Raw genomic sequence first — 18,224 nt, forward strand, 5'->3', positions numbered from 1 at the left:
CGCCGGCCGCATTCCCTCCAATCGCCCTATCAGCGAGCCGCGCGCTCGCTAAGGGGCATTTTGGGCATCTTTCTTAATGCCCATTGAAGCCGTTGAATAACCTAGCGGATTTTGATTTCGCCATTCGGAGGTTCGATCCCTCCCGGCCCGGCCAGGCTTTTCGTCGAACTTGGCCTTCAACTATTCGGCACCGGAACAATGCGCTGTTGGAAAAACGGTGCTATTCAGATGTTTTCAACGCGTCGTCGAACGGAATGCATCACCATCCAGGCTCCCATGACCCCGTTCTCGTCGCGCTTTCGGTCCTGATCGCCGCGCTTTCTTCCTATACGGCACTGGATCTCGCGACTCGCATGCGGGCCGCTTCAGGTTCCGCCAGCCTGGGCTGGCTCGGGGCTGCGGCAGTCGCGATGGGCGGCGGCATCTGGTCCATGCATTTCGTGGCCATGCTGGCCTTTAGCCTGCCCGGCGTGGATATTTCCTACGATCCGCTCCTCACGCTGCTCTCGCTTGCCCTTCCCATTTTGGTCGCTGCAGCCGCGTTCGTCGTCGTAAGTCAGCGGGCGAACGCGCTCATCGTTTCCGGCATTGCAATGGGGCTCGCGATCTCCGGCATGCACTACACCGGCATGAGCGCGATGCGGATGGCGGCTTCGATCCACTATGATCCCGTCTGGGTCGTGCTTTCCATCGCGATCGCGATTGGCGCGTCCATCATCGCGCTGTGGCTCGCCTTTCGCACGACGAACGTGCTCGAGCGCATATCGGCCGGCGCCGTCATGGGCCTGGCGATCTCCGGGATGCACTACGCCGCCATGCAGGGCTCCTCCTTCATTCCCACGGATGCCATTCTTGGCCGCGCAGCCCACGGAGCGGTTGGGCAGGCGCCGCTCGCGTTCCTGGTCGCCGGCACCACGATCGTCGTCCTCATCATCGGGCTCGCCGCGGCCGTGTACGACCGCGCCTCGGCAGAACGTGCCGATCGCGAAGCCGAGGCACTCAGGCGAAGCGAGGAGAAATTCCGCCTGCTGGTGGAGGGTGTGGCCGATCATGCCATCTTCATGCTCGATTCCGAAGGGCGGATCGCGAACTGGAATCTCGGCGCGCACCGGCTGATCGGCTACGGCGACGAGATCGTCGGGACGCACTACGCCGTCCTTCACACGGACGAGGAGCGCGCCTCCGGAATTCCTGATGCCGTGCTTCTGAACGCAAGGCGGGAAGGCAAGTCGACAGGCGAAGGCTGGCGCGTTCGCAAGGACGGCAGCCGCTTCTGGGCCGAGACGACTATACGCGTGGTGCGAAACGAGCAGGGCGAGCCCATAGGCTTCGCCAAGATCGTTCGGGACGTGACGGAACGCCGCCGAGCCCAGGAAGCGCTGGAGCGCACGCGCGACGCGCTCGTGATATCGCAGAAGATGGAGACTGTCGGACAGCTTACCGGCGGCGTGGCCCACGACTTCAACAACCTACTCGCCGTGATCCTGGGCAGCCTCGAACTCGCGAAGAAGCGCCTCCAGCCCGAAGATCCCAGGATTCACCGGCTCCTCGACAACGCGATCCAGGGGGCCCTCCGGGGTGCCTCGCTGACCCAGCGCATGCTTGCATTCGCGCGCAAGCAGGACCTCAAGCCCGTCGTCGTGGACGTCCCGGAACTGGTGCGCGGAATGGCAGCTCTCTTGAAGTTTGATCCGGGCATCCGGGTCGAGACCCGCTTTCCGATCGAACTCGCAAATGTGAAGGTCGATGCCAACCAGCTGGAGCTCGCGATCCTCAACCTCGCCGTCAATGCGCGGGATTCGATAAGGGCGGGCGGCGGGGTGATCAGCATCTCCGCACGCGAAGAGCATGCCATCGACGGCCTTGCGGAGGGACGATACGTCGCGCTCGCGGTGAGCGACACCGGATGCGGCATGGACGAGAAGACGCTGAAGCATGCGCAGGAGCCGTTCTTTACGACCAAGGGTATTGGCAAGGGAACCGGTCTCGGCCTCTCGATGGTAAAAGGGTTAGCCGAACAGTCCGGAGGCGTGCTGCTGCTGAAGAGCCACATCGGCGAAGGGACCACGGCCGAGATCTGGCTGCCCGCCTGTCAGGACGAAAAGGTGCCGGTGCCCCATGCGGCTGAGCCGTCGCGCTCCGCATCCCGCGGCAGTCGACCCATCTCCGTGTTGGTCGTCGATGATGACCTTCTTGTTCTCGACAGCATCGCTGCGATGCTCGATGATCTCGGCCACGCCGTGATCGAAGCGCGCTCTGGCGAGGAGGCAGTCCGGCTGCTGCCCCGAATGCCGAAGATCGACATCGTGGTGACCGATTACGCCATGCCGGGAATGAACGGGCTTCAGCTGGCCGAGGTTGTGGCCGCCGAGCGTCCCGGCACGCCCGTCGTGCTCTGCACGGGATATGCCGAGCTTCCAAGCTCCACGCAGCCTCATCTGCCTCGCATTTCCAAACCGTTCGACCAGACGGCGCTGGTGGCCGCCATCGAGGAGGCAATGCGCGTACAGGCCGATATGCGCTCGGTTTTGACCTTACACCCGAAGAGAGCCTAGCACGGCGAGGCCCCCAGCGAGCGATGATCAGCGAACGGCGCGCTCGACCGCGATGGCGGTAGCTTCGCCGCCGCCGATGCACAAGGCGGCGACGCCGCGCCTCAGGTTCCGCGCTTCCAGTGCATGCAGCAGCGTCACGATCAATCGCGCGCCGGTGGCGCCGATCGGATGGCCGAGTGCGCAGGCGCCGCCATTGACGTTGAGTTTTTCTCTGGCGATGCCGAGATCCTTCTGCGCCGCCATCGCCACCACTGCGAAGGCTTCGTTGATCTCGAACAGGTCGACGTCGGAGACACTCCAGCCGACCTTGTCGAGCAGCTTGCGGATGGCCGGTATCGGCGCGGTGGTGAACCACTGCGGCTCCTGGCTGTGCGTGGCGTGGCCCTTGATCTCGGCGAGCACCGGCAGGCCGTCACGATCGGCGAGCGAACGCCTGGCCAGAATGAGCGCCGCGGCGCCATCGGCATTGGCGGAGGAGGCGGCCGGCGTGATGGTGCCGTTGGCGCGGAACGCGGGCTTCAACCCGGGAATCTTGCCAGGGTCCACCTTGAGCGGATGTTCGTCATTGGCGACGACGCGCGGGCCGGCCTTTTCGGTGAGCGTGACTGGCGCGATCTCGGCCCTGAACGCGCCACCCTCGACCGCCTTGCGGGCGAGGGTCAGCGTCTCCATCGCATAGGTATCCTGGTCCTTGCGGGTGAACTGATAGGCCTCCGCGGTGGCCTCGCCGAAATCGCCCATCGAGCGGCCGCTCTCGTAGGCGTCTTCCAGCCCGTCCATCATCATGTGATCGATGATCCGGTCATGGCCGGCGCGATAGCCGCCGCGCGCCTTTGCCAGCAAATAGGGCGCATTGCTCATGCTCTCCATGCCGCCGGACAGCACGATTGCGGCTGAGCCCGCATGGATGATGTCATGCGCCAGCATGGTCGCTTTCATGCCGGAACCGCAGACCTTGTTGACGGTGGTGGCGCCGGTGGCATCTGGCAGTCCGGCGCCGCGCGCAGCCTGTCGCGCCGGGGCCTGGCCCTGTCCGGCCGGCAGCACGTTGCCCATGAACACCTCGTCAATGCGCTCCGGCGCAAGTTTCGCCCGCTCCAGCGCGGCGCCAATCACATGCCCGCCGAGCTTGTGCGCGCTGAGGGGGGACAATTCGCCCATAAACCGGCCAAGCGGCGTGCGGGCGGCGGAAAGGATGACGACGGGATCGGGGCTTGCGGACATCACGGGTTCTCCTGCTCGGTCACTGTTATATGACGATAATAATATATACCGGGATTGCAATGGGGTGCTGCCGGCTTTCCGCAACGAGGCGCTGCCGGAAAGACCGCCGGGGAGATGGAGGAAATCTAAGCCCACCCGGCGGCGCATCCTCGCGGAGCCGATCGAGCACGCCATCGGCCGCGGGAAAGGGCCGCCCGGGCGCCGGCTTTTCCTTCAGAAGCGTGTTCCCTGCCGCGAATCCCGGCTGGAGCGGAGGACCGGGGAACGAGGGGGGTGCGAAAGCCTCCTCGGTACTCGTTCTTTCGTGAATCGCTATGTCGGAAGGATTAGTACCAATGAACCCTGTGTCTTCTCCAACGCGCGCATTGTGGAACCGATGGGGTACTGATTCATTTCCGCAAGGATGGCGCAATGGCACTTGGGACGCGGTGCCGAAAATTCATCGCTAGTGAGAGATCGACGGCTTGACCGCCATGGATAAATCCGCGGAAACCAGTTCGACTGCGTTGTTCGAGCAGACATGCGCCGCGGCGATCGCGACCTGGGTCCGGTTGCTTACGCCCAGCTTGCGCATGATTTCGCGGACATGGACTTTCACGGTTGTTTCGGTCATGCCGAGCTTGCGACCGATGACCTTGTTGGGGTCGCCCTGGCAGAGGCAAACCAGAACGGCGTACTGCCGCTCGGTAAACTCGGGCGCGGGCCGTATGCCGTTGAAGCCATAGTCGCGCGGTACGCTAGTAGCCGCCTTGTCGTCGAAAAGGGAGACTTGCTGCTCGTAAAGGCCGTCGTCCGGCCCGAGAGGTGGTGCCTGCGTCTGTAGTTCAGGTCCCGGAAGCGGTTGCTCCGGGGAAAGGTCGGGCAGTCTATATTCGATGGGCGCCGGCGCGCTGAAGGTCTGGCTGGCCATGATGGCAGTCGGCGGAAAATAAGTACCGCCGTGCAGGACGAACGAAAGGGCCTGCAACGCAAGCTCGGGTGGCATGGAATTGCTGAAGTAACCCTGGGCCCCGCAACGGATTGCGGCGAGAACGGTGGAGGGATTTTCATCGTCGGAGACGATGGCGAGCGCCGCGTCACGGCGAAGGGTGTGTAATACCTGTATCTCGGTGAAGACCTCGTGGGGAGATGGCGCACCGACGCTGTAAATCAGCATGTCGCACACGGCGCGCTCGACAAGTCTTGTGTGGGCTTCGTCGGGATCGAGCGAAATCAGTTCGACGCTTTCGTTCCGTGCCCACGGGTTTAGGAAGCTCTCTGCGCGAGCTCGTCTGAAGGCCATCGCGTCGACAAGGAAAACTGTCTTCCTAAATGGGACCGACATAACGCGCCCCCTACATTACGTCCAATGACTATCGGTGATTACATTCTATGACTATCGATAGATTGCTTGCAGCCCTTCTGGGCCGCTGTGAAACAGATCACTTAGCATCTTAATTGTGCATAAAAGTTTACTCTTATTATGACGGAATGCCAAGAAGCGTGAGTGTGACAATGAGTGTGACGAGAAGTCGTCGAAAAAAAGGGAACTCCAGCAAGATCGTAGCAAGAAGGCGGCATTTTTTGAATACAACGGTTGTATGGGAGTCTAGACCCAACCTCTGCGAATATATCTTTCGATACGTACTGCCTTGGCGACGAAGTCGGTACCATCGAATGAGTGAATATTGTCGGCCTGTATCTGCGGACACATTGCCATGTTTGTCAGCAAGCTGCCTCCAAAACCGGACTTCGACATGCTCGCCGCGGCAGCGCCGGCCTCGGCAGACCGCCGTACATTCGTTCTCGCCCTGATCGGAAACCTGATCTGCAGCTGGTCGAACAACGAAAGCCTTTTCATCTACGTGCTGATGATTCTGCTGCGCACCGACGAGGCTTCCGCCGCGGTGGTGTTCGCGACACTGAACACGACCCGCGCGAGACTCGATCTGATCCAGCGACTGGCCAAGATCAGGGTCAGCGACAAGGTTCTGTCGAAAAATCTGACGGCGCTCATCGAACGGTTCTCGGAGTCCACCAAGGTCCGCAATGAATTGAATCACTGCATGTTCATCTTCGATTCCTCGGGCGCCATCACCCACACGCAGTCGATGCGATTGATGGAAACAAGGTCGAGCCTGAGGTTCGGAGAGATAAAGGCGCTGGACGAAGGCCGTCTGCAGGAGATGCTGCGGACGACCCACGAGATGACGAAAATCAACCGCGAGATCTGGGATCTGCTGCCGCGCCTTGAAGCGCATGTCTGCGGCGCACAGCCGCAAAGCGCGTCCGTTGATGCGGCTTGAAACAGGCCGCGCATGACGAGCAATCCTGCCTCGTCCCGCTTCTGTTCATTCAAAAACTGACTCTGTCGAAGCCACAACGGCGTCGATCGTTGATATCGCAAGATACAGCGCTGCATCTAATGCGTGCATGTTGTTTGCGAAGATGTGTCGGCAAACTGACATTGCTGACACCCGCAATAAGGCGAGGTGCCGGCAGTCGGAAGGACCGACGCAAAGAGCACCGCCGCGCTTCGAAGACCGCAGACTTAGAAGATCAGCGATCTCGTTCCGCCCGCGATGCTCCAACCTCAGGAGCGCGTTATGGCTAAGCAGGCCAAGAAGTATTGGGATCCCAACGATCAGGAACAGGACCAGGACCAGAAGCAAGACCAGTTGCAGGCGCAGGCCAATCTCCAGGCTCAGTTGCAAGGTCAAGGCCAAGGCCAAGGCCAAGGTCAGGGCCAGTTGCAGTTCGCCGTTCAGTCGCTGGATTCCAAGAGCGAGAACGAGAACGACAACGAGAACGACAACAAGAATGAGAACAAGAACGAGAATACCGTCGACAACAAGCTCGACAACAAGGTAGATAACGATCTCGACAACGACGTCGACAACACGGTCGACAACAAGATCGACAACAACATCGAAAACAAGATCGAAAACACCGTCGAGAGCAAGGTAGACGTTGATGTCGATGTGGATGTCGATGTGGACACAAGCGGCCTGAGCACCCCGGTCATCGCTCTCTACGACTTCGACACGCACGGTTCTGTCGTCATGCCTGACGTCGTGACCCAGACGATGAACGACGGCAACCAGTTCAATATTGATCAGGTCAACAACCTGGTCGATCAAGACAGCAACAGCTCGCAGGCCACTTACTATGGCGGCAACGGTGGATCGTGGTGTGAGCCGGGTGCCAGCTTCAGCATGGACGCCAAGATCGAGGGTGGCGACTCCAGGATCGACGCCGACGCTATTGGCGATCGTGCAAACGTTTCGTCCAGTGCCGATGCAGTTCTCAACCAGTCTGCCTTCGATCAGAACATCACGCAGGGTGCGAACATCCAGTTCAACAGCATCACCATTCAGGCTGCGGGTGACGCTCTGACTGATAACGATATAGGCTAGTTTTCACTCGATCCGCGCGGCACCAGCCGCGCGGGTCTTTTTTGCCAGTCATTTCATTTCAGTCGCTGCGTTGCCGATAGGGACTGAGGGCCGTATCGCGGCTTCAACAGTCTACGGTAACGGGGAGGTTCCCATGGCGTCAGCGAGCTTCGTTGAAATAATTTCCCATTTCGCAGGTTATCTGCAGATCTTCCACGACATCGCCCGCGACCGCGCCGAGTATGACGAGAGTCTCGCGCCCCATCCCCCCGGCGATTACACCACGCTGCGGCCGAATTACGATTACCGCGTCGTGCCTGAAGACATGGAGACCGCAGCCGGCCCGGTGCCGGAGCTGATGCCGGACGATCCGATCCATTTCGTCCGAGGCCGCCCGCTCAAGCTGCTTCGGAATCCCGAGGACGACGATTCAGATTTCTCTCCGCGTTCGTCGCCGAACGTGCCGCTGCCGAAACCGCCGGGCGGCGGCGGTGGCGGAGGAGGCAACGTTGAACATCACGTCACAGTAAAATACCAGGATGGTGGCCCGGAGACCCAACTGACGGCTCATCAATACAACTTCATGCATGATGACGACGTCAATCTGCCGACGGATGCCCTGGCCGTGGTTGCGCCTCTGATCGAACGCCTCAACAGCGATGCGATGACCATTATCGAGGAATTGGCGGCCGATGCGAACGCAGCGATTCCCGTCGACTGGCAGATGCCGCAGACCGATGGCGGCGCTACGGATTTCCTGAGGGCTCACGACGCGGCCCGGGCCGCTGGCGGCGGCGAGCCGGATGCACACTCGGTGACCCCTGGCTACTATGTCAACGGCGAGCTGCAGGAGCGGCCGTCGGAAGAGACGCCGCCGGCCGAGGCGCCAGAACTGCCCGACACCGGGCACGGTATCGGCCAGTGGGCTTCGTTGGGCAATAACTTCAGCATCAACGCGGCGCTGATCGTCGATATCGGCGAGTCCGCCCGCACCATGGTGGTGATGGGAGATTACTTCAAGACCGATGCCATCTTCCAGACCAACACCATTATGGACGATGATCGGGTCCGCATATCGGGCGGGGACCGCGAGCCATCATCCACCAGCGATCAGGACGTCGCGACCAATATCGCCGATTTTGTCCAGAACCCCAGCATCTACACTGGCTTCTCGGCCCAATTTGCCGGCCCGAACTGGATCGTCGACGTGGTCGACGGCGACTTCTACAGCGTTCATGCAGTCGCGCAGGTCAACCTTCTCTCCGACAACGATGTGGCAACACAGGTCAGCAGCAGCAGCCATTATAACCTCGTCAGCGGTTATAATACCCAGGGTAATCTGGCCCAGATCATCGACGGCAGCGTTGAATACGACCTGATCATCATCAAGGGCAGCTATCACGGCCTGAACGTGATCTTTCAAAACAACATCCTGTTGGACAATGACAAGATCAAGATGGCGGCCGACGGCGCCGATCCATCTCAATCAGCGAGTTCAGACAACAACAACCTGTTGAACGACGCCACGATTGCGAACTATGGCGGCGATACTTTCGACGAGCTGCCCGGAAACCTCGAGCTGATCCAAAGGCTGCTGGACGCCGGCATGACATCGCTCGATCCCGAATTGGCCGGTGCCCTCATCGGTCATGGCGGCCCGCTGAAAGTGCTGTACATCACTGGAGACTATTACGACATCAACGCGGCTTGGCAGACCAACATCACCTCCGACGTCGACGTGATGTATCAGCTCCAGAACCAGCCCGTGGCCGATCTGCTGGCGCTTGATCCGGACGGAGCCGTGACGCAGTCGGTCACCACAGGCGGCAACGAACTGGTCAACGACGCTGCGATCGTGGACGTCAATCCTGATGCAACTTACGTCGGGGGCCACATCTACACCGATTCCATTTTGGTGCAGGCCGATCTGGTGCCGACAGCTTCGGACAGCGCCGTCAACGGCGATACCCACGCGCTGGTGACCGAACTCATTGCTTTCGTCGATGACCACCCTCAGGACACGGCGAGCCCGCCGCCGGCAGCGATTGCCAATTCGGTGCAGTCAGACCCGATGGCAAGCGTGCTGCATTAGCGGCAAGAGCAGTTGTTTTGTTTATTGCAATTGCAGGAGAGTTTTCAAATGTGGGGCTGGGATAATCGTCCAGGCAGCGCCGCGAGCGGACGCCTAATTCAGCATGACGAAGCAACGTCGAACACGGCGAAGATAATTCCGCTTCGTCCGTGGTTTGATTCATCGCCTTCGCGCGTCGCAGATCCGGCCGAAGATCCGCCCGTCAAATTTGCCGACGAGAACAATGCCCCGGTCGAAGCCAAGATCGTCGAGTTGCCGTCGCTCAAGCCATCTCCGCGGGAAGGAGCCAGGACCGAAGCGAAGACGGAAGCTAAAACTGAAGCCAAGACGGAAGCCAAGAGCCCGCCGCCGGGATCCACCGTCGTGATCGAGCAAGCGGTTCCAGCCCCGCCGCTGCGCACCGGAGGCGACAAGGACGGTGGCGGCTCTTCAGGCGGCAACGGTGGTGGAGGCGGCGGCGGCGGTAACTCCCCGCCGCTGCACAAGCGTTCCAGCGACAATGAATTCAGGGACGTGCTCGGCAGCGGTCTGGCGAACGCCCGCCGCAACATGGTGACCGTCGGGATCTTCTCGGTTGTGGTCAATTTGCTGGTACTGGCTATACCGATCTACCTGTTCAACATGTCCGATCGCGTGCTGACCAGCCGCAGCACGGACACGCTGGTGATGCTGACCATTATCGTGGTCATCGCGATCGGGGCGCACGTGCTGATGGACATGATGCGCCGCATCATCCTGATGCGGGTTGCGGTCGAGACCGAAGCCAAACTGGGCGGACCGGTGCTCAGTGCCGCCGCCAAATCCGCGCAGAGTGGATCCAGCCGCGAATTCCAGACGCTTGCCGACCTGCAGCACCTCCGAGCCTTCATTACCGGTCCGGTATTGCTGACGATGTTCGATACGCCGGTCGCGCCGGTCTATTTCGCGGTCGTTTTCCTGATCCATCCCCATCTCGGATTCATCGTGCTGGGCTCGGGCGTCGCGCTGGTCGCGGTTGCGCTGCTGAACCAGCGCGTCACCGCGATCCCGTTCAACCAGGCGAACAATTACGGCGCCCGGGCAAACCTGCAGGCGGAATCGATGGCCCGCAATGCCCAGGTCATCAATGCGATGGGCATGATTCCGGAAGGCGTTCAGGTATGGGGCCGCGAAACCGTGGAGTCCTTGAAGGCGCAAGTGATCGGACAGGATCTCAACATCCTGATGACGGGGATATCGAAGTTCCTGCGGCTGTGCACCCAGATCGCCATCCTGGGTTGGGGCGCTTGGCTGGCGCTGGACGCTCAGATCACCAGCGGCATGGTCATCGCCGCCTCGATCGTGGCGAGCCGCGCGCTGGCGCCGCTGGAGGGCACCATCGAAGGCTGGCGCAGCTTCGTGCAGGCGCGTTCGGCCTATGCCCGCATCAAGTCGCTGTTGCTGAACTCGCCGCTCAACCTGGAGCGGCTCCGCCTGCCGCGTCCGGCCGGCTATCTCAATGTCGAGCGCATTCTCTACGTGCCGCCGCCGAACAAGAAGGTGATCCTGAACGGAATCAGCTTTCAATTGAAGCCCGGGGAATCGCTGGCCATTGTGGGAGATTCCGGCACCGGGAAAACCATGCTGGCCCGCATGCTGGTCGGATCCATCATCCCGACCGCCGGCAGCGTCAGGCTCGACATGATGGACCTGCGCAACTGGGATCCGCGCCAGTTCGGCGAGAGCGTCGGCTACCTGCCGCAGGACGTGCAACTGTTCCCGGCATCCATCAAGGCCAACATCGGCCGCATGCGCGACGACGCACGTGACGAGGACGTGTTCGACGCCGCCGAGACCGCCGACGTGCATGAGATGATTTCGAGTTTTGCCCAGGGCTACGAGACCATCGTCGGCATGGACGGCAGCCCGCTGTCGGGCGGCCAGCGGCAGCGGATCGGGCTGGCGCGCGCGTTCTACGGCAACCCGCGCCTGATCGTGCTCGATGAGCCGAATTCGAATCTGGACGCCAACGGCGAGCGGGCACTGGCCAAGGCGCTGGTGCGCGCCAAGGAAAAACAGATCACGGTGGTGACGATCACCCAGCGCGCGGCGCTGCTGATGAGCGTCGACAAGATCATGATCCTGCATCAGGGCGCGGTGCAGGCTTTCGGCGGCCGCGACGAGATCATTCCGATGATCACCGGACGCAAGCCGAACAATATCCCGACAGGGCCGGGTGATCCGCCTTCGTTGAATTGATCGAAGGCGCCGGCCGGGTTTGACAGCAACGAGGTTACGCGATGGCCAACAGGAAAATTGCGGTCCGCGCCGCGGAATCGGAAGGCACCTGGTACGATTCGCTGCCGCGATCGACCAGGCTGCCAACCGTTGCCGGTGCGCTGATCATGGCGGTGGTGCTGATGGGCTTTGGCGTCTGGGGCAACATGGCGCCGATCGCCGGCGCCGTGGTCGCCTCGGGCGTGTTCGTCGTTACCGGACAGAACAAGATCGTCCAGCATCTCGAGGGCGGAATGATCCGCGAAATCTACGTTCGCGAAGGCGACACGGTGGAAGCCGGACAAATGCTGCTCGAGCTCGACGACACCGCGGCGCGCGCGGAGCTGCAGCGGCTGTTCCTGCGGCGCATCCGCCTGACGGCCATCGATGCGAGGCTGCAGGCCGAGATGAAGGAGGAAAAAGAAATCACCTTGCCGCCCGAGATCGTCCAATGGCTGCCCAGCTCGCCCGAGGCGAGGGAAATCGTCGACAGCCAGCAAATGACATTCACGGCGCGCCGCAACAACCTCAACAGCGACGTCAAGAGCATCCAGGAGAGCATCAACGCGCTGGAGGAGCGAATCCGGGGATCCCGGGTGCAGCTCGACGCCGCCCATCGGCAGATCGTTCTGCTCGATGAGGAAATCGTGACCAAGGACAAGCTGGTGCAGGCCGGGCTGGTGCGCAAACCGGAACTGATGGTGCTGCAGCGGCAGAAGGCCAATCTGGAAGGCGAGGTCGGCCGCATCATGGGCGACATCGGCGATGCCAAGGAACGCATCGCCCGCGCGGTCGAGCAGATCAATGGCGTGCGCAAGACCGCGATCAAGACCGCGGTCGAACAGATGCACGAGATCCGCGGCGAACTGGCCGACGTCCGCGAGCGGATGCTGAGCGCCAAGGGCATCCTCGATCGGGTCCGCGTCACGGCGCCAGTGAGCGGCGTGGTGGTGAAGCTGCGCTATCATACGCGGGGCGGGGTGGTCGAGGCCGGCAAGAACATCATGGAGTTGCTGCCGCTGAAGGACGAGCTGATCATCGAGGCGCGGTTGCGGCCGCAGGACATCGACAGCGTGAAGCACGGACAGATAGCGATGGTGCGGCTGACGGCGCTGAATCAGCGCATTACGCCGATGGTTTCCGGCGACGTCATCTATCTCTCGGCCGATACGCTGGCGGACGAAAAGAAGTCCCAGCAGGTGGGACCGACCGACATCTATATCGTGCGCGTCAAGCTCAACAGCGAGGAGAGCAGGAATGTGCCGAACTTCAGCCCGACGCCCGGCATGCCGGCCGAGGTCTACATCAAAACGTCGGAGCGGACGTTCTTCCAGTACATCGTCAGGCCGATCCACGACAGCATGATGCGCGCATTCCGAGAGCGCTAGACGATCAATGAGCAGTTAACACGCAGCTTTGGAAAGGTGTCCGCCGTGCATATCGACATCATCGAAACCCTGCCGTCCCTGGCCAAGCTCGAGGACAACTGGAACGGCGTCTACGACGCGGACGACGAAGCGCAGATATTCCTGTCGTGGCAATGGCTCAACGGCTGGCTGTCCCACCTCCAGCGGCCGTGGTTCATCCTGGCGGCAAAAGCCGGCGAGTCCGCCGATCTGCCTTATGTTGCGTTCCTTCCCTTGCGGCTGCAGAACAGGATCGAGAAATCAGACGTCGTCAGCGACCTGAGGATGGCCGGCAATTTCGCAGCCGACTACTCTGGCATCATTTGCAGGCCCGAGGCGGAGAACAAGGTCATTCCAGCCTTTGCCCGCTGCATCAGGCAGATGAATTGGGCGCGGCTCAATCTTGAAAATGTGCGGATGTCGGAGCGGCGCTCGCGGTTGCTTCTGGCCTGCTTTCCGAAAGCCAATTTCAACTATACGGAGGTCGGCAGGGTCAACAAGGTCGACGGTATCGATAACAGTCTCTGCCCGTATCTCACGCTACCCAAGGACTGGAATAGCTATCTGGAATCGCTGAGCGCCAATACCAGGCAGAAAATCCGGCGCCTCCTCAAGCAGGTCGATATGCCCGGCGAATATCGAATAACCGTTTCGACGCCCGAGACGTTCGCGCAGGACCTCAAGACCTTGCTGGGCTTCTGGGAGACGAAATGGCGTCCTCGCAAGGGTGACAGGATCGAAAGCCTGGTCGCCTCGAACGGCGCCATGCTGACGCGCAGCTTTCAATCCGGCATGCTGTACCTGCCGACTTTCTGGCATCGCGACCGGCCCGTCGCGGCGCTGGCCACGCTGGTGGATCCGCGCAAGCGGGCGTTTTTGTTCTACATGACCGGACGTGACGAGACGTTCGACGGGCCGCCGTCAGGAGTGATCCTGCACGCCTTCAGCATTCGCCACGCGATCGCGAACGGCTTTTCCGAATACGACTTCCTGCGCGGAAACGAGCCGTACAAATATTCGTTCGGCTGCGCGGAGCGCAAGATCCGCTGCACCGTTCTGGAGACCAGGAACGGCAGGAATCTAGGCGGCGGGATCGACACCCGCAGCATTCCCGAGGTCCTGCAACTGGCGACCGAACTGCACCGGAAGGGAAAGTCGACTGACGCGGAAATCGGCTACCGGCGGATCCTGGAGGTTCAGCCGAAGCACGCCGATGCGTTGCACCGGCTCGGCCAATTGCTGGCGGCGAAGGGTGACTTTGCCGCGGCCAAACGGCAGTTCCGGATTCTCACGACGGTTCGGCCCGACGCCGCCAAGGCGTGGCAATGTCTGGGCCAGGTTTGCGAAAGCCTCGGTCAACACGAGGAAGCATTGCGCCAGCACCTCGAATTCATGCGGCTGCAACCGGATCAGCCGGATGGTTTCGTCGCGGTTGCCAGGTGCATGGCCAAGCTCGGGCGGATGGCGGAGATCAACGCCGCGGTGCTGGCCGCGATCGAACCGGCGAGCGCCCCGTCGGTCCGGAAGTGGCGCGATTGGCGGCCCACGCCGGACCGGCAGACCGCCAGCGAACACTCGGTCTCGGCGTGACGCGGGTTTGCCGGCACGGCCCTGCTGGCCATGGCGGGGAAGGAGCGGGCACGATGGTCACGATGAACGGAAACGACAGGCATTGGTGTTCTGGAGGTGCGCCCGGCAAGGACACCATTGCGCCCGAAATCCCTGGCGGACTGCCTCATGCGGTGGCTTGTGACGGCTCGCAGCCGGGGTTCGATGGCCGGATGCCTGTGCTGCCCGCGTGGGCGGCAGCTGTGATTGCCTCCGACCCGCCGGCGTTGGTCAATCGCATGGTGCGTCGGTGGATTTCCCGCCAGGCCTTCGACGCAGAACGCTTTTCATCGCCGGGTGAATAGATGAGTCCCGCAATGGCTCTCGGTTCGTCGCGATCGCCTGCAGAACCGCCCGGGCTGTCTCCACGGACCCGCATCAGGATGACCGCACTCGGCGCGGCGCGATGCCCAAATCTCGCCGGCAGGGAAGGGGTCGTCATCGGCATGGGCCGCTATCGCAGCACGGTCCGCGTGATGTTCGACGGCTTCAGGTCGGCAACCTCGTTGCACAGCACCTACATCGAGCCGGTGGCCGGGGAAGACGGCCCGTCCGGCCAGGATCGCCGCTAGACTGGATTTCCCGAGCAATTGCGGAGCGCAAAACCGTTCCGGGTGCAGGAACGGTCTTGCCTGCCAAACGTTTGCTCACAGCGGGCCTGCGCGCGTGGTCCCGCGCCCATTGTTTTGCCGAGGTGCCGCCTGCTGCAAAGCTCATCCATCCTCATCCCGGGCGACACCGTCTGGAGAAGGTGCAAGGCAGGGCGGCTGGCAATCCTCAATGACGCAGCCGCATATTTCGCCGCTTTGCGGGAAGCGCTGCTGCTCGCGACGAGCCAAGTCTACATCATCGGCTGGGACATCCACAGCCTGACCCGGTTCGTCGGGCCTTCCGGGCAGGCCGATGATGGTTATCCGGAAGAGCTCGGCGCGTTTCTGAAAGCGCTCCTGAAGGCGAAGCCCGAGCTGCGGATCAACATCCTGAGCTGGAATTTCCCGGCCCTCTACGCGGCGGAGCGGGAGTGGAATTCAGCCGCCAAATTCACCTCGGAAACAGCGGACCGGCTTTGTTTCTGCTTCGACTCCAGCCTTCCTCTGGGGTCGTCGCAGCACCAGAAGATCGTCGTCATTGACGGCGCGCTTGCGTTCGTCGGCGGTCTCGACCTCACGATAAGGCGCTGGGACACGAGCGCGCACGAAGCCCATCATCCGCTCCGCACCGATCCCGACGGCAAGCCCTATCCGCCGTTTCACGACGTGCAATGCATGGTGGATGGGAAAGCCGCGGTCAGCCTGACGGAGTTGGCGGAGAACAGGTGGCGCGCCGCCGGCTGCACGGTCGAAACAACCGTATCCGTCAAGGGCGAGCGCTGGCCGGCCTCGGTGCCGGTGCAATGCCGGGGAATGACGGTGGGCATCGCGCGGACCGAGATCGCCACCGCGAGTGAAGCCGGCGTGAACGAGGTCGCGCTTCTGTTCAAGGCGTCCATCAATGCGGCCGATCGCTTCATCTATATCGAGAACCAGTTCACCAGCGCCACCGACATCGCGCGCCTCTTGACGCAGCGGATGCTGGATGTGCCACAGCTTCGCGTTCTGATCGTCACGCCGAAGATGCATTCGTCCTGGTTCGAATCGCAGGCCATGCAGAGCGGCCGCGGCGGATTCATCGCCCAGTTCGTAGCAGCAGGCGTCATGGACCGGATTCGCTTTCTCTATCCATCGACAAGGGATGCGGACCAGGCTGCCGTCGTCATGGTGCACAGCAAGGTGATGATCGTCGACGACCGCATCCTGCGCGTGGGTTCGGCCAACCTCAACAATCGCTCGATGGGCGCTGACACTGAGTGCGATCTCGCCTTCGAGGCGACGTGCGGTGCGCATCGGGAGTATATCGCCCGGCTTCGCCGCAGCCTGATCGGGCATTTCTGCGGCGTCGAAGAACGGGAGATCGAAAGCAACGAAGCCGATCTGTTTGGATTCCTCGACCGCCTGGCGGAGCGCGGCGGCACAAAATCGTTGCAGCCGATCGACCCGGCCGCGACGGCCGGCAGCATGGCAACTATGGTGCAGCCCGTCGCCGATCCCCGAGAACCGCTTCACCTCGATCGCGCCGCCAATCGCATGTGGACAGCAAGAACCATTTTGGCCGTGTCGGGGTTGGCCGCGGCGCTCGCCGGCCTGGCGCTAGCCTGGCAGTACACGTCGTTACGCGATTTCGCTGACGTCGGCTTCGTCTCCTCGGTCATTTCGCAATCCGCGCGGACGCAATTCGCGCCGCTGTTGGCGATTGCCGCTTTCGTCGTCGGCGGGCTGGTGGTGTTTCCGGTGCTGGTGTTGATCGCGGCGACGTCGGCGGCGCTGGGGCCGTGGATGGGTTTCTTCAGCGCCGGCGCCGGCGTGCTGCTCAGCGCACTCACGCTGTTTTCGATCGGCCGCGTGCTGGGCCAGGCGCGGCTGCAGCGCCTGCTCGGGCGCCGGGCGGCCCGGGTTCAGAGCCGCATTATCGGCAAGGGGGTCGTCGCGGTCGCGATGATCCGGATGGTGCCGATCGCCCCGTTCTCGATCGTGAACCTGGTGGCGGGCGCCAGCAAGCTCAGCCTGCGCGATTTTCTGCTCGGCACCGTGCTCGGCATGGCGCCGGGGATCGCGGTCATGGCCGCGCTCGGCGCGCAGATCGCGGATCTGGCCAGGAACGCCTCGTGGACGAACGCGGTGCTGCTGGCGCTGGCGATCCTCGCCTGGATCGCGCTGTGCCTTGGCGTGCAGTTTTTGGTGACGTGGATGGCGGGACGACGAACGTGACGGCTACGATACGCATCATGACGTGGAATGTTCACGGCATCTTCCACCTCAATCCGGGTTTCGATCTGGACGGCGTGTGCTCCATCATCCGTCACTGGTCGCCTGATGTCGTGGCGCTGCAGGAGGTCGATTCGCGCGGACGAACCGATGACCCCTTTGCCCTGCTGGCCAAGGCCGTCGGCGACCACAGCGTCGATGCGCGATCGATCGTCACCGAGGACGGCGACTACGGACAGGTGCTGTTGAGCCGCTGGCCCTTCGCCGAGCCGCCGAAAATTTCCGACGTCTCGTATCTGGAACGGGAGCCCCGCAGGGCCATTGCCGCACGCATCCTGTCTGATCATGGCGAGGTAACGGTCATTGCCACGCATCTCGGCCTGAGCATCCATGAAAGGCACGCCCAGGCCCATGCCCTGGCGGACCTGGTGCAGCCGACGCGGACGCTCGTGCTCGGCGATTTCAATGACTGGTTCTGGGTGAAGTCGGTGAGGGGCGTGCTGGCGCGGATTTGCCCGGTGCGAACGCGCTTGCGGACGTTTCCCTCCCGGTTGCCGATGATGCGGCTGGACCGGATCTATGCCTCGCGCGATCTGGCGATCCGCTCGGCCTGGACCGATCGCAAGGCCCGCGCCTATTCGGACCATCTTCCCGTGATCGCGGACGTTGCATTTCCGCAGTAGAGGGGCTTGCGTCAGGTAGGCTCGGTCACGCGGGCTTGGCCGGATGCTGCGTTCTGGGGTGGCGCTCATGCAGCAGACAGGCGAGGCCATGGCGCAGGTCCTCCCGCTCGCGCATCGCGGTCTCGAACAACGCTTCCTGAATGTCGCGCGGCATATCGCCCCAGACCGTCATCGCCGCCTCGCCCAGCAGCAAGGCAAAAATTTGTTGTTCGGTCATGTCGCTCCTCCCCGATTTTTACGTTTGAT

Annotated in this window: 14 protein-coding genes; 11 read left to right on the forward strand and 3 right to left on the reverse strand. The window is 62.1% G+C overall.

Translation table 11 applies throughout. The features are described 5' to 3' along the window. The first annotated feature begins 83 nt into the window (after nt 1-83). Nucleotides 84-2,555 (forward strand): MHYT domain-containing protein, encoded by a 2,472-nt coding sequence (locus tag V1286_RS07260; protein WP_334478538.1) that lies wholly within the window; start codon nt 84-86, stop codon nt 2,553-2,555. Nucleotides 2,556-2,582: 27 nt separating this feature from the next. Here the strand turns inward: V1286_RS07260 and V1286_RS07265 are convergent, their stop codons facing one another. Both V1286_RS07265 and V1286_RS07270 read right to left on the reverse strand, forming a co-directional pair. Then, a complete protein-coding gene (locus V1286_RS07265) occupies nt 2,583-3,779 on the reverse strand; it encodes an acetyl-CoA C-acyltransferase (RefSeq protein ID WP_334478540.1) in 1,197 nt (398 codons plus the stop codon). Nucleotides 3,780-4,224: 445 nt separating this feature from the next. Then, complete coding sequence (locus V1286_RS07270) at nt 4,225-5,103, reverse strand: response regulator transcription factor (RefSeq protein ID WP_334478542.1); 879 nt, start codon at nt 5,101-5,103, stop codon at nt 4,225-4,227. 373 nt (nt 5,104-5,476) lie between these two features. On the opposite strand from V1286_RS07270, the gene V1286_RS07275 reads away from it, so the two are divergent. The 10 genes from V1286_RS07275 (at nt 5,477) to V1286_RS07320 (ending at nt 17,978) form a co-directional block, all read left to right on the forward strand. Next, a complete protein-coding gene (locus V1286_RS07275; protein ID WP_334478543.1) occupies nt 5,477-6,064 on the forward strand; it encodes a hypothetical protein in 588 nt (195 codons plus the stop codon). A gap of 300 nt (nt 6,065-6,364) precedes the next feature. Beyond that, nucleotides 6,365-7,174, forward strand: coding sequence for a hypothetical protein (locus V1286_RS07280; RefSeq protein ID WP_334478545.1), 810 nt, complete (start codon nt 6,365-6,367; stop codon nt 7,172-7,174). A 292-nt stretch (nt 7,175-7,466) separates the two neighbouring features. Further along, the gene (locus tag V1286_RS07285) at nt 7,467-9,245 is read left to right on the forward strand and encodes a hypothetical protein (protein ID WP_334478547.1); all 1,779 of its coding nucleotides are present in this window, start codon (nt 7,467-7,469) and stop codon (nt 9,243-9,245) included. Nucleotides 9,246-9,293: 48 nt separating this feature from the next. Beyond that, entirely contained in the window at nt 9,294-11,462 is a 2,169-nt protein-coding gene (locus V1286_RS07290) for a type I secretion system permease/ATPase (protein WP_334478548.1), read from the forward strand. Between the two features lie 41 nt (nt 11,463-11,503). Further along, entirely contained in the window at nt 11,504-12,868 is a 1,365-nt protein-coding gene (locus V1286_RS07295; RefSeq protein ID WP_334478549.1) for an HlyD family type I secretion periplasmic adaptor subunit, read from the forward strand. A gap of 45 nt (nt 12,869-12,913) precedes the next feature. Continuing rightward, nucleotides 12,914-14,476, forward strand: a complete 1,563-nt coding sequence (locus V1286_RS07300; RefSeq protein ID WP_334478551.1) for a GNAT family N-acetyltransferase — start codon at nt 12,914-12,916, stop codon at nt 14,474-14,476. A gap of 53 nt (nt 14,477-14,529) precedes the next feature. Beyond that, nucleotides 14,530-14,799, forward strand: coding sequence for a hypothetical protein (locus V1286_RS07305; protein ID WP_334478552.1), 270 nt, complete (start codon nt 14,530-14,532; stop codon nt 14,797-14,799). Between the two features lie 12 nt (nt 14,800-14,811). Beyond that, the gene (locus V1286_RS07310; protein WP_334478554.1) at nt 14,812-15,066 is read left to right on the forward strand and encodes a hypothetical protein; all 255 of its coding nucleotides are present in this window, start codon (nt 14,812-14,814) and stop codon (nt 15,064-15,066) included. Between the two features lie 234 nt (nt 15,067-15,300). Beyond that, nucleotides 15,301-17,298 (forward strand): VTT domain-containing protein, encoded by a 1,998-nt coding sequence (locus V1286_RS07315; protein ID WP_334478555.1) that lies wholly within the window; start codon nt 15,301-15,303, stop codon nt 17,296-17,298. 17 nt (nt 17,299-17,315) lie between these two features. Beyond that, entirely contained in the window at nt 17,316-17,978 is a 663-nt protein-coding gene (locus V1286_RS07320; protein ID WP_334478556.1) for an endonuclease/exonuclease/phosphatase family protein, read from the forward strand. 25 nt (nt 17,979-18,003) lie between these two features. Here V1286_RS07320 and V1286_RS07325 read toward each other — a convergent pair whose 3' ends face one another. Beyond that, nucleotides 18,004-18,195, reverse strand: a complete 192-nt coding sequence (locus V1286_RS07325; RefSeq protein ID WP_334478558.1) for a hypothetical protein — start codon at nt 18,193-18,195, stop codon at nt 18,004-18,006. Between the last annotated feature and the right edge of the window lie 29 nt (nt 18,196-18,224).

Origin of the sequence: Bradyrhizobium algeriense, from assembly GCF_036924595.1 — a bacterium.
Lineage (GTDB): Bacteria > Pseudomonadota > Alphaproteobacteria > Rhizobiales > Xanthobacteraceae > Bradyrhizobium > Bradyrhizobium algeriense.

What these genes read in the sequence shown, in the direction of transcription:
- V1286_RS07265 (WP_334478540.1), bottom strand. Translation starts at nt 3,779, where the DNA reads ATGTCCGCAAGCCCCGATCCCGTCGTCATCCTTTCCGCCGCCCGCACG.
- V1286_RS07270 (WP_334478542.1), bottom strand. Translation starts at nt 5,103, where the DNA reads ATGTCGGTCCCATTTAGGAAGACAGTTTTCCTTGTCGACGCGATGGCC.
- V1286_RS07275 (WP_334478543.1), top strand. Translation starts at nt 5,477, where the DNA reads ATGTTTGTCAGCAAGCTGCCTCCAAAACCGGACTTCGACATGCTCGCC.
- V1286_RS07280 (WP_334478545.1), top strand. Translation starts at nt 6,365, where the DNA reads ATGGCTAAGCAGGCCAAGAAGTATTGGGATCCCAACGATCAGGAACAG.
- V1286_RS07290 (WP_334478548.1), top strand. Translation starts at nt 9,294, where the DNA reads ATGTGGGGCTGGGATAATCGTCCAGGCAGCGCCGCGAGCGGACGCCTA.
- V1286_RS07295 (WP_334478549.1), top strand. Translation starts at nt 11,504, where the DNA reads ATGGCCAACAGGAAAATTGCGGTCCGCGCCGCGGAATCGGAAGGCACC.
- V1286_RS07305 (WP_334478552.1), top strand. Translation starts at nt 14,530, where the DNA reads ATGGTCACGATGAACGGAAACGACAGGCATTGGTGTTCTGGAGGTGCG.
- V1286_RS07310 (WP_334478554.1), top strand. Translation starts at nt 14,812, where the DNA reads ATGGCTCTCGGTTCGTCGCGATCGCCTGCAGAACCGCCCGGGCTGTCT.
- V1286_RS07320 (WP_334478556.1), top strand. Translation starts at nt 17,316, where the DNA reads ATGACGTGGAATGTTCACGGCATCTTCCACCTCAATCCGGGTTTCGAT.
- V1286_RS07325 (WP_334478558.1), bottom strand. Translation starts at nt 18,195, where the DNA reads ATGACCGAACAACAAATTTTTGCCTTGCTGCTGGGCGAGGCGGCGATG.